12 protein-coding genes and 1 riboswitch are annotated in these 15,295 nt (G+C 33.9%); of the genes, 5 read left to right on the top strand and 7 right to left on the bottom strand.

Annotation, left to right across the window (positions count from 1 at the left end; genetic code table 11):
- Positions 1–520 precede the first annotated feature (520 nt).
- Entirely contained in the window at positions 521–1,354 is an 834-nt protein-coding gene (locus tag ACZLO7_RS14630; RefSeq protein ID WP_464939107.1) for a polysaccharide deacetylase family protein, read from the top strand.
- 1,010 nt (positions 1,355–2,364) lie between these two features.
- Here ACZLO7_RS14630 and ACZLO7_RS14625 read toward each other — a convergent pair.
- Positions 2,365–2,544 carry a DUF4083 family protein gene (locus ACZLO7_RS14625; RefSeq protein ID WP_464939108.1) on the bottom strand — a complete coding sequence of 60 codons (180 nt, stop codon included), beginning with the start codon at positions 2,542–2,544 and terminating at the stop codon, positions 2,365–2,367.
- Between the two features lie 250 nt (positions 2,545–2,794).
- Positions 2,795–2,973: riboswitch (cobalamin riboswitch) on the top strand.
- 229 nt (positions 2,974–3,202) lie between these two features.
- On the opposite strand from ACZLO7_RS14625, the gene ACZLO7_RS14620 reads away from it, so the two are divergent.
- Complete coding sequence (locus ACZLO7_RS14620) at positions 3,203–5,020, top strand: Ig-like domain-containing protein (protein ID WP_464939109.1); 1,818 nt, start codon at positions 3,203–3,205, stop codon at positions 5,018–5,020.
- Between the two features lie 116 nt (positions 5,021–5,136).
- On the opposite strand, the gene ACZLO7_RS14615 is transcribed toward ACZLO7_RS14620, so the two are convergent.
- Both ACZLO7_RS14615 and ACZLO7_RS14610 read right to left on the bottom strand, forming a co-directional pair.
- The gene (locus tag ACZLO7_RS14615; RefSeq protein ID WP_464939111.1) at positions 5,137–6,255 is read right to left on the bottom strand and encodes a DNA alkylation repair protein; all 1,119 of its coding nucleotides are present in this window, start codon (positions 6,253–6,255) and stop codon (positions 5,137–5,139) included.
- 125 nt (positions 6,256–6,380) lie between these two features.
- Entirely contained in the window at positions 6,381–7,799 is a 1,419-nt protein-coding gene (locus tag ACZLO7_RS14610; protein ID WP_464939112.1) for a GGDEF domain-containing protein, read from the bottom strand.
- A 240-nt stretch (positions 7,800–8,039) separates the two neighbouring features.
- Here ACZLO7_RS14610 and ACZLO7_RS14605 point away from each other — a divergent pair, with 240 nt between their 5' ends.
- Positions 8,040–10,013 (top strand): site-specific DNA-methyltransferase, encoded by a 1,974-nt coding sequence (locus ACZLO7_RS14605; RefSeq protein WP_464939113.1) that lies wholly within the window; start codon positions 8,040–8,042, stop codon positions 10,011–10,013.
- 116 nt (positions 10,014–10,129) lie between these two features.
- Positions 10,130–10,255: a hypothetical protein gene (locus tag ACZLO7_RS14600; RefSeq protein WP_464939176.1), complete on the top strand. Its 126-nt coding sequence runs from the start codon at positions 10,130–10,132 to the stop codon at positions 10,253–10,255.
- A 1,113-nt stretch (positions 10,256–11,368) separates the two neighbouring features.
- Here the strand turns inward: ACZLO7_RS14600 and ACZLO7_RS14595 are convergent.
- The 3 genes from ACZLO7_RS14595 to ACZLO7_RS14585 form a co-directional block, all read right to left on the bottom strand.
- Positions 11,369–12,097: an amino acid ABC transporter ATP-binding protein gene (locus tag ACZLO7_RS14595; RefSeq protein ID WP_464939114.1), complete on the bottom strand. Its 729-nt coding sequence runs from the start codon at positions 12,095–12,097 to the stop codon at positions 11,369–11,371.
- A 15-nt stretch (positions 12,098–12,112) separates the two neighbouring features.
- The gene (locus ACZLO7_RS14590) at positions 12,113–12,775 is read right to left on the bottom strand and encodes an amino acid ABC transporter permease (RefSeq protein ID WP_464939115.1); all 663 of its coding nucleotides are present in this window, start codon (positions 12,773–12,775) and stop codon (positions 12,113–12,115) included.
- A 112-nt stretch (positions 12,776–12,887) separates the two neighbouring features.
- Positions 12,888–13,721: a transporter substrate-binding domain-containing protein gene (locus ACZLO7_RS14585; protein ID WP_464939116.1), complete on the bottom strand. Its 834-nt coding sequence runs from the start codon at positions 13,719–13,721 to the stop codon at positions 12,888–12,890.
- Between the two features lie 235 nt (positions 13,722–13,956).
- Here ACZLO7_RS14585 and ACZLO7_RS14580 point away from each other — a divergent pair, with 235 nt between their 5' ends.
- The gene (locus ACZLO7_RS14580; protein WP_464939117.1) at positions 13,957–14,691 is read left to right on the top strand and encodes an SH3 domain-containing protein; all 735 of its coding nucleotides are present in this window, start codon (positions 13,957–13,959) and stop codon (positions 14,689–14,691) included.
- Positions 14,692–14,744: 53 nt separating this feature from the next.
- Here ACZLO7_RS14580 and ACZLO7_RS14575 read toward each other — a convergent pair whose 3' ends face one another.
- On the bottom strand, positions 14,745–15,239 hold the full coding sequence (locus ACZLO7_RS14575) for a DUF1648 domain-containing protein (protein WP_464939118.1): 495 nt from the start codon (positions 15,237–15,239) through the stop codon (positions 14,745–14,747).
- Positions 15,240–15,295: the final 56 nt, after the last annotated feature.

Below are 15,295 nucleotides of genomic sequence, written 5' to 3'. Positions count from 1 at the left end.
CTTTGTGCAAGCACAAAGCCGATTCCGGACGCAATTATGCCGAGGCATAATTGATCTCTGAGTACTTTTTTATACTTCAACCTGTTGCAGGTGCTTTTAATTGCTATTACTGTGATACAACAATTATCACTCTCTTTGTACATATACCTTTTCTATTATCAATCTTTATAAAATCTTTATTTTTTTTTTACTTTCTTTTAAATTTTTTGTTTTAAAGTAATTTTATAAAGAAATGGAGGCTAGAAAATGAATTTTTTAAAGAGATTTAAGTATCTGTTTATAGCGTTTATCCCTATGTATATAGTTATTCTTTATTTTCAATCGAATAAAAGAAAGCTAGGTATTCAAGAAAAAAGTGTGGTCTTAATGTGATAAAAGCGGATGTTATATGGAAAGAAACCTTAAATAATTACAATTAAAAACCGCTATTTAATGTAATAACAACGGCATTTTTTCATTGCCACTTTGTAAATTTAAATTTATATATACTGCATATACAACCGATGGAGAGAGATAAATAATGAAACTATCAAGAAATACTAAAAAGAGAATATTTAAGATCGTACTATCATTAGGAATTCTTCTAACAACAGCATTTTTAGTGTACTTTTCAATAAGTAAATTCAATTCTACTTCTGCAAAAGCGGGAGTTAAAGAAAATAGTAAACGAGCTACGGAACAACTAAAAGAGAAAGAAAAAATAGAGCATGAAAAAAAGAAAAAACCTGATGGAAAGCCAGAAGGGAAAGTTGTGTATTTAACATTCGATGATGGGCCGAGTACATTGACAGGTCAATTTTTAGATGTATTAAAAGAGCAAAAAGTCAAAGCAACATTTTTTATGATAGGAAAAAACCTACAAAATGCGGGGTACCAAGAAAATGTTAAACGAGCGATAAAAGAAGGTCATTATATCGGTGGACATAGTATGACACATGATAGCAAGAGGTTATACACTGAAGGACAATTTGTACCAGAGATGAAAGAAGCATTAGAGCTTATCCGTAATATTACAGGCACAAATCCTACGTTGGTTCGTTCTCCATATGGTTCAGCACCGGGATTGGAAGACCAACAAATTCGGGACCAAATTGTAGAAGCTGGTATTAAAGTTTGGGATTGGACAATTGATTCTCGTGATTGGGAGCTAAAAGATAATCCTAATCAAATTGTAGAAAATATTAAAAAGGGAACAACAGATGACATAGAGGTCATTCTTGTACATGAAAAGCCACAAACATTACAAGCACTTCCGGAAATCATCAAATATTACAAAGAAAAGGGATATGAGTTTGGTGTTTATCAGGATGTTGACCATTTTCACCTGAATTTCCAAAAAGACGCACGCTTGTAGGCTGACAATAATACAGAAGCTCTGTGCTAACAGGAATCTCTTTTTATTTGAAGAAGAGAAGTCATAACAAATAGTAATGTAAAACCGACTGAAGGGGTATCAGTAATTAAAGAAAAAGAGAATAATCAAATGATAAACGATTACGAGTTAATATCCCCCACAAATATGATTATTAGTAACAATCTTTGATACGGACAAGAGGTGGCATGGATGAGAGGAACATTAATAATAATTGGAGTATTTATTTTGGTTTTAATAGTTTGGATATATCTTGTAAAATACGCATATGACCAACGTAAACCAATACATGAATTGCAATATCTAATACGACAAATACATACAACCGTGGTTTATAGCAAAAATTAAAAGGACTAGAGCTATTAAAACATGTTGCTAATTTTTCGGTTGGTATCTGGAAATAAGGGAGTTCAATGGACAGAGAAACAGATAGACAGATAGACTATAACAAGGGAAAAGAAAACAAATTTATTACAATGCTCTCCAAAGAAATTCTAGGAGGGCATTTTCATTTCAAACTAATAGTACTTTCATTTTTTTTTTGAAAATAAATATTTTTGATATACTATTCCGGTGTTGAAAAATGCGAAAAATCCACCAATAACCAAAATTGTATTGCCCCAATCTAATTCACCTTTATAATTTTTAAAAATTATAAAAATTAAGATTCCAAACATTATTGATAGAAAAATAGAAAATAATAGATTCGTTTTTATTGAATTAAAAATTGTACTCACACCTTTCAGTAAACTAATAATAAAAAAATGTTAACAAACTTTATGTAAAAATTAGTCGGTTTTTTGTTATTAAGTTTACCGGAAATTAGGCGTAAGTGAAAAGCTTTCTGCATTTTTTGAAATTCCTGTAGAGGTCTTATGGCAAAATGGTCGCCTGTTATTATCGAAGTAGAATTAAATTTATCTTAAAATCAAAATAAAACGAGCTAAGTTTGATATAAGGACAGCAGCTCGTTTTTTGATAATGAATAACAATTACTTAGATTGCTTCTCCAATAACATAATAATCTTATCCAATTTTTCATTTAGTTCTGTGTATTCATTCTTTGGGGTTGGAGTTGTATTAATAATGATCCTTCTCACAAACAGCATGAAAGAAATCGTACCTAATAATATTAAAGCTAAGCAAATAAATAAAAGTACTGAACTGTCCATCTAATCTCTCCTTTATTTATAAATTTGTATTTTTAAAAAATAGATATATTCACTAATAATAGCATGTATTTGAATATACTGTTATTTGTTGAGTGATAGAATCACATATATATACTATTTTTTGACACAGAAAAATGCATTTTAATATTTTAAAATGTAGATATTTGATGTATGGTGAAATAAATGTCAAATATTAATCAAAATTAGATAGATTAATTTTAAATATTATGATAAGTTTGTATTAAGTGAATATTTTATGCCAGAATTAGATGTAATTACATACATAAAAGGGAATTCGGTGAAGTACCGAAGCTGTATCCGCAACTGTAAATGCTGATGAAATAAGGGAATACCACTGTTTTAAACGGGAAGGGCCTTAAAGTAAACTGATGCAAAAGCCAGGAGACCTATCTAATTCAAAGTGTATATCTACTCTTCGGAATAAAGTGAGATTACGGCAAAACAATCTATATTGGACAATTCTATTGTTTTATATTTCTTTGTATTTATGCTATTTCTCTATGGAGAAATAGCTTTTTTTTTTGTTAAGAACTTATAAATTACATGAATTAAACATAAGTGAAAGTTATTTAGTTTATTAGCATAAAAAAGCCGATTTCCGAATGCTACAAAACCTAATAAAATTGGAGGGATTCAAATGTTAAAACGTTCATTAAGTAGGATGCTAGCTTTTGTAATGCTATTATCATTACTAACACCGTTTGCAGCTCAAGCTGAAAATAATACGGTAGTAAACAATGAAGTAAATGTAACTCAAACAACATCGTCACAAGCAATCAAAGAAAAACTAGTAAACTCACTAGAGAAAGCAAAGCAATATTATATCACTAACAAACAAACTATTAGTTCTAGAGTAATTGGCTCACATAGTGGCTACTGGTCATTATCTGCTATGTATGCATTAGGAATGGATATTAAAAATTACAAATGGGCAGAGGGCTCAGAAGTTACAAGTGATAAATCATATTGGATGAAAACAAAAGCAACTGCTTCAAGTACATCTAATGAAGATGCAGGTACAATTATCGGTGCCTATATTCTAGGGTTGGATCCAACAAACCTAGGGCAACGTAATATTGTTGAGGATTTACAAAACAAACAAAAAGTAGATGGTAGCTTCTTTACAGCCTATGGTGAATCTTGGGCATCTATTGCACTAGGATTAGCAAAAGGAACTTATGACAAAGAGAAACATCTATCAGTTATTTTAAAGAAACAAAATGCTTCAGGTTTATTTTCTGGATTCGGTTCATCCGATGATCTTGATGTAACAGGGTGGAATATAACTGCTTTAACGCTTATTAATGATATAGAAGATAAGAATTTAACAGTTGAAGAAGCAATTACTAAAGCGGTAAATGGTCTCCATGCAAAATATCAAAAAGAAGGTTTTGTTAATAATGCGAACTCAATGGCTAGTATTATTATGGGACTTGCTACAGCTGGTGAAGATTTAACAACTGATAAATGGAGCTATGAAAAAGACGGTAAAAAAGTTAATATTCTAGAGCAAATGATTGATCAGTATCAACTATCAGATGGTTCATTTAAGTGGATGGCAAATGATACAAAATCGAATTTGATGGCGACTGAACAGGTTATCATCGCTCTAGCCGATGCTCTAAATGGCAAATCAACATTTGCTCGATTAGCTGCAGGTGAAACTCCTGATCCAAGTGTACCAGAAGAAAAACCAGAACCTGATAATGTAGGGCCTTCTGAACTTACAGTAGGTACAATTTCAAACAAAACAACTTCAGTAACAGGAACGACAGAAGCAAATGCAACTGTCTCAATATACTATGGCAATAGACTACTTACATCTACAAAGGCCAACGGGAATGGAGTATTCACACTAAAGATTCCTGCACAAAAGGCGAATGTCAAATTAGTGGTAAAGACTACTGATGAAGCTGGCAATGAGGGTATTTCAAAAACAATTACTGTATTAGATAAAATAGGCCCAACAAAACTTACAGTCGGATCAATTTCAAACAAAACAACAACTGTAAAAGGGATTACAGAAGCGAAAGCAATAGTTTCTATTTATAATGGCTCAAAACTACTTAAATCAACAAAAGCTAGTAGCAAAGGCAACTATACACTGAAATTTTCAAAACAAAAAGCTAATGTAAAATTAGTTGTAAAAACTCTAGATACAGAAGGCAATAAAGGCATATCAAAAACAGTTACTGTTAAAGACAAAATTGCGCCGAAAAAACCAAAAGTATCTAAAATTACATCGAAAACTACAAAAGTAACTGGTAAAACTGAGGCAAGAGCGACCATTACAATTTACAATAGTAAACATAAAAAAATTGGTACTGCTAAAGCAACAGACAAAGGTAATTTCAGTGTGAAAATCAAAAAACAAAAAGCTAAATCAACAGTATCTATTTATGCTAAAGATCAAGTAGGAAATAGAAGCAGCAAATTAAGTATAAAAGTGAAGTAATATTTAAATGAAAAAGCTTCGGATTCGTTAAGAATCTGAAGCTTTTTAACTTTATAGAAAAACATTTTTTAAGGTATTAGTCTATATGAATTAAACTATCACCAACAAGAGGTTAATTATAAATTATTTACAACTCCTGAAATTGTCTGCTTTTCTTCTTTCAATAGAAAATCAATCCCAGCCATTTCCACACCGTTTATAACGATTGCTATTCGATGTTTACCGGCATAGTGTTTTCTAGTAGATAGCTGTTTAAAGGAATGACTTCTAGTATAAGTATATTCGCCATGTAGATACGTATTTTCAGTTATCTTAAAGAGCTTTCTACGTGTTATGCCATTAGCTTTCATAAAGTCGATACCGTACTCTATTCGAAGTTTTGTGGCATCTGTTGTCGGATTAGCAAAGGTAAATGTAAATGTAAATGCATCTCCTATCGCTATTTGATCTGTTGAGAGATTAAAATCTTTTAATTCAACAGTAGGGGCATGATGGAACCCGAATAAGGCAAGTGTGGTTGGATCTGCTTGTCTAAGGAGTGTTCTACAGGCATGTTTGATGATCCAATCGGTTTTAGAATTTTGTCCCATCCAACTTTTGCCAAGAGATTTCACTAATTCAGGATGATCTTTTGTTATATCATTTAAATTATTTGCAACACTTTTTCGGACATATTCGCTGTCATCCGCCTTTAACAATTCTAAGATTCGGATAATTGGGGCAGGGTTTATTTTAAACATCGTTAAAGCTGGTGCCCAAGGAAGGCGGGGGCGACACCCTTCACTCGCTAGCCTACGAACATGCTCATTTTCATCAGTAGCCCACTCTTCCATAATAGCCATCATTCTTTTTGGATCTTGTTCTATAAATGGGCGCACAGCGAATTCAGCACTGGAGGTTAGTGTAAAGAGTTTCAATGCTTCAATTGAAGTTTCCCAATCTGTTAAACCATATACCTCTATAAAGTCAGGGAAAAATAAGTATTCAAAACCTTTGCACTCAGGAGCGAGTTGACTTAAAACAACAATAGCATCGGGATAAGAAGGAGGTAAGGTAGCTCTTAATGTAATTGAAATATGTCGAGTCCTTTGCTTTAATTCTCGTTGTTCCCATCCTTCATCAAGTAAAAGAGTCATGAAAAGCTGTTCATCAAATGCTGGATATACGTTTTTAACCTTCTCAGAAAATTGTAAAAAAAACGCTTTATTATAAACATCTTTACGTAGTTCTGCCATAATTCTTTTTGCTCCTTTTAAAAGAGATAATACAATCAAATAAAATAAACTTCTAATTCATTTCTGAATATGAAGTTTAAGTATACCTTATTTTGGTATAAAGAAGTAATTACTTTAATAATAGCTTACTCGTACTGCCTAATCTGATTCCGCCCATTTTCTTTTGCTTTATATAAAGCTATGTCTGCATGCTTGAAGATTTCGTGGAAAGAATTTATTTCGCCTTTACGGTTCTTAGCCATACCCATGCTAACTGTAAATGTAAGTATTGAATCTTCTATTGGTAACCTCATAGCAGCCAACGTATGATTAAGAGTATTTGCAAATTCCATTACTTCATTTGTCGTTAGATGGCGTAGTAAAATGACAAATTCGTCTCCCCCAAACCGAGCTGCAAAAGTTGTTTCAAGATTGACCATTTCTTTACAAGTGTTTGCTACAAGTTTGATTACATCGTCGCCAATTAAGTGGCCGTATTGATCGTTAATTGATTTGAAATTATCGATGTCGAATACTAAACAAGTGACAGTCGATTTTTCATTTGTTGCTTCTAGTAACCACTTTTTTGCTACATTTTCTAAATGATAACGATTAAAAATATTAGTTAAACCATCTAAGTTTGTCCGTTCTTGAATAGCTGCCACACGATGCTGGATTTCTAACTGGAGGGTTGTTTTATATATAGCAGCTTGTTTGAGTTCTTGTAAAATATCAACATATTCTTTGTAATAATAATAACCGTCTTCAAAGCGCTTCAACCGTTCACAAAGCTCTATTAGTAGTGAAATAATCCTCTTTTTAGCTGCCAAATTCCCTGCTTTTGTCGTTAATTCTTTGCAAGTAATGGCTGCTTTGTAACTTACTTCGTATTGCTCTATTAATAAATATAATTCACCAACATATTGGTAATAAAGAGTTTGCCACTTGATGGAGTTTGAATCATCCAAACAAGCTGATAAGGTGCTTAAATACTTCGTCGCATCATTTACTAGATTAAGTTTTAACGATGCTTCAACGAGGTTACATAATGCTTGGAATGTAAGCTGAGGAATATTAGCATGCTTTGATAAGGCTATATCTAACCCCTGCAAAGCATAATCATGTGCTTCGCTATATTTTTGCTCTGCAATTGCAACCTTGCTTAAATTACTATAACAATTGCTCATCATATCAGTTGCGTAGAGCTTTTCAGCTAGCTCCATATTTAGTCTTATTGTTTCCCGCGCTTTTTCCCAGTTTTCGTTATATTCATAAAGGAAAAACAGTAGAAGATAAAGATTTTCCTTCTCTGGATTACTTAGTTCCTCTTTGCTTTGTTGACAATACTCATCGTATAAAAAAGTATAGTGGAATGCGTTTTTTAATTCTCCTAATGCATGGTATGAAACTGCCAGGTACATATAGCCATAACGAATACTAACCCGATCTTGTTGTAGTATGGCTTTTCCGACTAGCTCATGACCAAATTTGATAGTCTCTAGCAAATTTCCAGATAAATAAGTAGCGTGCGTTGTATTTTTTAATTCTTCAATTGTTAAAAGCATTTACACAACCACCTTTATTTTTATTCGTTCATAAAATAGAACAAAGGGAAGGGGGGTACTTAAGAACTATTTTAACCCATTAATTCACAAAATGTTAGCTGATGCTAAATTAATATAACAAATAGGAATAATTATTAAGTGAGATAGTGTTGAATAGTTGTTATAATAATGGGAAAATACTGTAAAATAAGAATTTATTACAATTGAAATAGTTTTACATATATAAAGGAGTGCGCTAATATGGATAAACTAAATGGCCAATCTTTTCATAATGTACAGCATAATATTGAAAAAATGAAAGTGCTTTTCCCGGAAATTTGTACAGAAAACAAAATAGATTTTGCGAAGCTTCAATTGTTATTAGGTGAACAGATAGAAACTGAAAAAGAACGGTATGATTTTACATGGAATGGAAAAACAGCAGCGATACAGTTAGCCCAACAGCAAACGACAGGAACTTTACGCCCGGATATTGCAGGGAGTATAGATTGGGAAACAACGAAAAACCTTTATATTGAAGGCGATAACTTAGAAGTCTTGCGAGTACTTCAAAGCAGTTATTGTAATAAAGTAAAGCTTATCTATATCGATCCACCATACAATACTGGAAATGATTTTGTTTATAAAGATAATTTTCGTGACAAGATGAAAAACTATAAAGAACATACGAATGGATGTTTAGAATCTAATGCAGTGACTAGTGGTAGGGTCCATACTGAATGGTTAAATATGATGTATCCAAGATTGAAAATTGCACGTAACTTATTGTCTGATGATGGGGTGATCTTTATCTCCATTGATGATAATGAAGTGGATAATTTAAAACGAATTTGCAATGAAATATTTGGAGAAGAAAATTTTGTCTCTACTATAGTTGTTAAAATGTCTGAGCCAACAGGTGTTAAAATGACTCACGTTAAAAGAAAAATCCCTAAATTAAAAGAATATGTGCTCTGTTATAAAAAAAGGAACGCTACTTTTCAGAAAATACAGATTCCTAAAAACGAGTGGGACAATGAATATAAAACAATTCTCACAAATATTAGTGAGAAAGAAATAAAAGAACTAAAAGCAATTCGTGATAATGAAGATAGAACAATAGCGGACATTAGAAGAAGTGATGACATAATAGCAAACATTCAAATGGTCACCGTTTCTGAATTTGCTAGAAAAAACAACATTAAAAAAAATGAATTTGAGACCTTTTTATTCAGTAACGCTTGGAGAATTATAAGAACGGTCTCAGTGGCAGCTAGTGTAAAAACTATTGCTGATGACAAGAGAAAAAAGAATCAAAATAGAGCATTTGTTATTACCACACCAAATAAAAAGCTCTATTTTATAAACAATCATTATAATTCAGCTGTGGAGTCACCACGTATCAAAATACTATTTGCAGATGATTATTTAACTGTGCATCCATGCGATTTCTGGGCAGATATTAAAACAACTGGATTAGATAAAGAAGGGTTTGTTGAGTACCGAAATGGGAAAAAACCCTTGAAATTAATAACTAGATTATTAAGCATGGTCTCTTTAAAAGACGATGATATAGTAATGGATTTCTTCTCTGGATCAGGGACGTTTGGTGAAGCGACTGTTCGATACAATATCGAGAGTAATTTATCACTTCGATACATCCTTGTACAGATTGACGAAGACCTTGAACAATTGCATGAAAATTTAACAGGTGATGCTAAAAAAGATACAAAAAAACTAATCGATTTTTTAAAGAGCGTTGATAGAAAGCCACTGTTATCAGAACTTGGTAAAGAGAGAATGGTATGTGTGCAAAGAGAAGTACAAGATGCGAGTCATTATGATTTAGGTTTTAAAAATTTTAGACTAGATACGACTAATCTAAATCTGTGGGAAGAGTACCTGACCAATATAAAAAAAGTGCCATTAAGTATAGTAAAACAAGGGAGAAGTGAAGAGGATGTACTATTTGAAATACTTCTCAAGCAAGGAATAGATATAGTATTACCAGTTGAACGATTCATTCTAGGGGAGTGTACCGTCTTTGCAGTTAATGGAGGTACAGTATTCATATGTCTTGAAAAGAATCTATCACTAGAGCAAATTAATATTTTAGCAAGTAAAAAACCAAGTAGTATTGTATTCTACGATGATTGTTTTCATAATGATTCAATACGCAACAAGGCTCAGCAAATATTAAAGCGAAATGGTGTAAAAGAAATTCAAGTAATATAGTTTGTAGTTGAAGTTAACCTGAAACCATTGATCCTTTCTATTCGTATAGTTAGTAATAAAAAGGAAAGCCGGGATAAATAATGGATAATCAATATGTTGTAGGATGGGGTACTCTGATGCTCATAAATGCAGGCATAGCTCAAGGGAAAAATCGATCAGGGTTTAACTGGTTTGTTTTGTCTTTACTATTGGGACCTATAGCCACATTAATATTAGTGCTTGTTGATAAAAAGGACGATTAAAAAGAGCAGTGCTGAACTGCTCTCGCTGTATATAAACTCTAAAAAAACGAGATTTCTACCGGCTTTTTATTTGTATATAGGATAGATTGGGTTTTCCGAAGCTTACCGCTCGCTTACCGCGGGCGAGCGCTGAGCCGCTTCGTCGCTACGCTCCTGTAGGGTCTCGTCTGTCTCGCTAATCCCGCAGGAGTCGAGCGGACGCTTCTCCAAACCAATAAAATGCTACCTTCTACTAATTTTCTATATACTCATTCATTTTAATAGATGTTAGACTGTAGACAAATTGCGAAAAAATTAGGGTTTATCTACAGTCTTTTTATTTGTAAACAGGATAGAACAGGTTTTCCGAAGCTTACCGCTCGCTTACCGCTCGCTTACCGCTCGCTTACCGCGAGCGAGTGCCGAGCCGCTTCGGCGCTACGCTCCTGCAGGGTCTCGTCTGTCTCGTTTTTCCCGCAGGAGTCGAGCGGACGCTTCTCCAAACCAATAAAATGCTACCTTCTACTAATTTTCTATATACTCATTCATTTTAATAGATGTTAGACTGTAGACAAATTGCGAAGAAATTAGGGTTTATCTACGGTCTTTTTATTTGTATACAGGATATCAGGTTTTCCGAAGCTTACCGATCGCTTTCCGCGGGCGCGCGCCGAGCCGCTTCGTTGCTACGCTCCTGTAGGGTCTCGTCTGTCTCGCTAATCCCGCAGGAGTCGAGAGGACGCTCCTCCGAACCAATAAAATGCTACCTTCTACTTTTCTATATACTCATTCATTTTACAGTCTTTTTATTTGTATACAGGATAGATCAGGTTTTCCGAAGCTTTCCACTCGCTTTCCGCGGGCGAGCGCCGAGCCGCTTCGTCGCTACGCTCCTGTAGGGTCTCGTCTGTCTCGCTAATCCCGCAGGAGTCGAGAGGACGCTTCTCCAAACCCCAAAAAATCTACCCTCTACTTTTTTATAGATTCATTCATTTTAATAATTGAAAATAATCTTTAGGTGATGGAAAATGATGACGGAAACCAAAATCAAGAACGCGACCAATAAAAGGCAGTTGGAATGAGCTCCTTCAACTACGTTTTATTTTCCTGAAAACAGTGCTGAACTGCATTTTTCTAGTGATTTAATACCTTTGATAGAAATAATTTAGCGCGTTCTGATTCGGGATTAGTGAAAAATTTATCAGGAGAGTTAACTTCAACAATTTTACCCTCAGCCATGAAAACAATTTTGTCGCAAATTTCGCGTGCGAAGCCCATTTCATGAGTTACGACGACCATTGTCATACCTTCCTTTGCCAGTTTGCGAATGGCATCTAAAACTTCCTTCACCATTTCTGGATCTAGAGCAGATGTAGGCTCATCAAAGAGCATAATTTGTGGGTCCATCGCTAATGCTCTTGCAATGGCAACACGTTGTTGCTGTCCACCTGAGAGGTGAGAGGGATGAACATGAATTTTATCAGCTAAGCCAAGTGAACTAAGTAACTCCGTGCCCATTTTTTCCGCTTCAGCTTTTGTCATGCCTTTTACCTTTATTGGTGCGATTGTAACATTTTCAAGTGCTGTTAAAAACGGATACAAGTTGAAACTTTGAAAGACGAAACCAATATTTGTACGGGCTTTATTGATGTCTGTTTTTTTATCATGAATTGAAATTCCATCTACTAATATTTCCCCATTATCAATTTCTTCAAGTGCATTAATAACCCGGATGAGCGTGGATTTTCCTGCACCACTTGGTCCTATTAAAGCAATCACATTTGATTGTTCTACTTGTAAATTAATATCGATTAAAACTTGATTGTTTCCAAAGCTTTTATTGACATTATTAATGGAAATCATGCAATCAGCCCTTTCTTAATACTCACTTTTTAACCAATGTTTCTCAAACTGGCGAATGATTAGTGATAATGTAAATGTCATTGCAAAATATAATAGAGCAACGAATGTCCATATTTCGATATAGCGGTAAGAGATAGCAGCGAGATTTGTCGCCTTTAATGTTAAATCTACAGCTGAAATGGTTGAAACGAGCGATGAGTCTTTAATAAGAATGATGAATTGCGATGCCATAGGAGGTAATGTTTTTCTAAAAGCTTGTGGTAATATGATTAAACGCATGGCTTGAATATTAGACATGCCTGATGAACGAGCAGCTTCCATCTGGCCTTTCGGAACAGATTGAATTCCACCTCGAACAATTTCTGCGATAAATGAACCAGAGAAAATAGCGAGTGAGACAATCGATCCCCAAAAAGAGCCAAGTTTTAAAAACTGACCAAGAACGAGATGAATCCAAATCAATATAACGAGTAGAGGTACACCACGCATAACTTCAACATACACAGAGGCAGTAAATCGAATGATCCGATTTTTTGATATACGTCCAACCCCAAAAAGGATACCAATTGGTATTGCAAATAGTAAAGACAATGCTGAAATTTCTAGCGTCAAATACATCCCTTTAAAAAAGATATCGAGATTATTTGTAATAACAGTCCAATCAGGCTGATATCTCATAGTGCAGGAACTCCTCCTTTGATATGACTTTAAAATAAGATCGTAAAAACAACTGAAGACCTTATATTCATTTAGCATAAGATAAGGTCTTCCGAGTATTGGTTATAATCGGTTATTCTTCTTTTACTTTTGTATTAATATCTCCATACCAATCATCACTTTCAAACCAGTAAGAACGTGAAGCTAGTTCCTGTGGTCCACCTAAATAACTATAAAGGAATGAATTTAACCATTGGACTGTCACTAAATCATTGTGAGCTACTGCAATTCCTAAATTTTCTGCGGAAATATCTTCATCTAAAATACGAGATTTTCCATTTTCCTTTTGCCAAATTCGAACTGAAGATTCATCATAAATAACAGCATCTAACTGACCTGATAACATCGCTAAAGCAGCAGCAGGCATTTCTCTATAATCTTTGAACTCTGCATTTTTAAAATTTGCTTTTGCTAAAATTTGACCAGTCGTCCCGATAATAGTTGCAATTTTATTCCCTTTTTTATCGAGCTCTTTCCAAGATTTTGTCGTTTTATCTTTCTCAGGTAATAGCACAACCTGTTTTGTTTGATAATACGGATTTGGGAAACTAACAGACAATGCACGAGGCCCAGTAATTGTCATACCAGAAATGATCATATCAATTTCGCCAACTTGCAGTGCAGCGATTAACCCATCGAATGAATATTCTTTAAATTCTACTTTGACATCCAATGCCTTTCCTATTGCTTTTGCAGTATCGATATCATAGCCGACAAATTCTTCTTTCATATTTACCATTTCAAAAGGTGCATAGCCAGTAGCCGTACCAACAACCAATTTCCCAGCTTTTCGTACACGGTCAATTGTAGATTCACCGGTAGTCCCAGCTTTATCACTGTCACCTCCTCCACATGCCGTTAAAACAATGCTCATCACCAATAGCAATACTATTAAACTCTTTTTCATCCTATCTCCTCCTTTCGAATAAATTGTTCTAACTAGTAAATCTTTAAACTTAATATATGGAGAACAAGCTATCAAATATACCAATTAAAAATAGGTAATTTGATAGTTGTTTGAAAATTCAGTCTATTTAAAGGTTTAAAAAATGATTTAATTGGATATTTTAGGGTATTAATTATGTATAATGGTTTGTGTGGAATAAATAGGGTTTTTTATTAGATAGGAGGAGTGTCCAGATATGAAACGCCTTAAATATATATTGATTATCATGATTTTAATCAGTAATGTGAGTTTCATTAACCTAACAAAGATAGAAGCAAAAACGAACTTATCAATACAATATGTACAAGTAGATGTGTTAAACGTTCGGATGAATGCTACGAAAAATTCAAAAAAGCTAGGGCAATTAAAGAAAAACGAGAAAGTGGAAGTGATTAGTACATCAAAAGGGTGGTCAAAAGTAAATTATAAAAAGGGTACGGGTTTTGTTTCTACCAGCTATTTAAATTCAAAAAAAGTTGTGCAAAAAGTGACGGGGAATTTGCTACCCAAAATAGGGAAGTATACTTACGGAAATTATGAAGAGGATGTCTACTACGGGAAGAGTACAGATACGTTCGTAGAAGTAAAAGGCGGTGTGAAAACGAAGTCTAAAAATGGATTGGATTCTTCTTATTTGGAAAATAGTAAGTACTTCACATATCTCTCGCCTACTGGACACACAAATTTTCGACTAAACTATCCATTAACGAAGGGGAAGAAGTGGAAAAATGATCAAGATAAGTTACAGGTTCAAGATGTCAATATGACTGTTAAAACTACTGCGGGTTCTTTCGAAAATGTTGTTAAAGTTCGAATAGATCACCACATATATGGCACGTATTCTCATTACTATATTGCACCAAGAAAAGGTATTATCATGTGGAAACTAAACGGCAAAAAAAAGTTCCAATTGACCAAGTACACAAAGTAAAAAATGTATAAAAAAATGTTCAAGCTTCTCATTTGGCTTGAACATTTTTTATGTCATCTAAGCTTGAAGGTACGTACTACAAAGTAGATTATCGTACCGAATAGGATCACAAGGAACAGTGGCATCTCATAGATTCCAAGTAAACTTTCACCGCCACGAGCCACATGAACATCATTCCACATATTATAAGCAAAAAATAAGAGAACCTCATTTTTGACAAAATTTAATAGTAGCATTGAATTCTGATATAGTCTCTCAGTATTTTCTGCTGTTAATGTACTATAATTATGCAAATGAGGTTTTAGTTCAATTACATACAAGAATATCCATATTGCTGCTCCAATACCAGGTGGTAAAAAAAACATCCATTTAGGTCCCCAGTCATCTGGTTCACCTAATGCATTATAGTGAGTAGGGACCTCTGAAGGCAAACTAGACCACTGTGTAATTCCATATATAATTGCTAATACGAATACCCCGATTGCCAAAATATCAAATGTCGTTCTCAAAGGAGATCGGGGAATATTTAACTTAGGTTGATTGAACATGTGATAACTCCCTTCTATTTATTTACGTATGAGGGAAGAAAAGGTTTCATTCAAAT

This window comes from Viridibacillus sp. d25.2 (assembly GCF_055456015.2).
The sequence above is the reverse complement of the archived record's forward strand: the minus strand, read 5'-3'. Positions and strand labels throughout refer to the sequence as shown.

Bases quoted from the DNA above. Each gene is read 5' to 3' on its own strand.
- ACZLO7_RS14630 (WP_464939107.1), top strand. From the start codon at position 521: ATGAAACTATCAAGAAATACTAAAAAGAGAATATTTAAGATCGTACTA.
- ACZLO7_RS14625 (WP_464939108.1), bottom strand. From the start codon at position 2,544: ATGGACAGTTCAGTACTTTTATTTATTTGCTTAGCTTTAATATTATTA.
- ACZLO7_RS14620 (WP_464939109.1), top strand. From the start codon at position 3,203: ATGTTAAAACGTTCATTAAGTAGGATGCTAGCTTTTGTAATGCTATTA.
- ACZLO7_RS14615 (WP_464939111.1), bottom strand. From the start codon at position 6,255: ATGGCAGAACTACGTAAAGATGTTTATAATAAAGCGTTTTTTTTACAA.
- ACZLO7_RS14610 (WP_464939112.1), bottom strand. From the start codon at position 7,799: ATGCTTTTAACAATTGAAGAATTAAAAAATACAACGCACGCTACTTAT.
- ACZLO7_RS14605 (WP_464939113.1), top strand. From the start codon at position 8,040: ATGGATAAACTAAATGGCCAATCTTTTCATAATGTACAGCATAATATT.
- ACZLO7_RS14600 (WP_464939176.1), top strand. From the start codon at position 10,130: ATGCTCATAAATGCAGGCATAGCTCAAGGGAAAAATCGATCAGGGTTT.
- ACZLO7_RS14595 (WP_464939114.1), bottom strand. From the start codon at position 12,097: ATGATTTCCATTAATAATGTCAATAAAAGCTTTGGAAACAATCAAGTT.
- ACZLO7_RS14590 (WP_464939115.1), bottom strand. From the start codon at position 12,775: ATGAGATATCAGCCTGATTGGACTGTTATTACAAATAATCTCGATATC.
- ACZLO7_RS14585 (WP_464939116.1), bottom strand. From the start codon at position 13,721: ATGAAAAAGAGTTTAATAGTATTGCTATTGGTGATGAGCATTGTTTTA.
- ACZLO7_RS14580 (WP_464939117.1), top strand. From the start codon at position 13,957: ATGAAACGCCTTAAATATATATTGATTATCATGATTTTAATCAGTAAT.
- ACZLO7_RS14575 (WP_464939118.1), bottom strand. From the start codon at position 15,239: ATGTTCAATCAACCTAAGTTAAATATTCCCCGATCTCCTTTGAGAACG.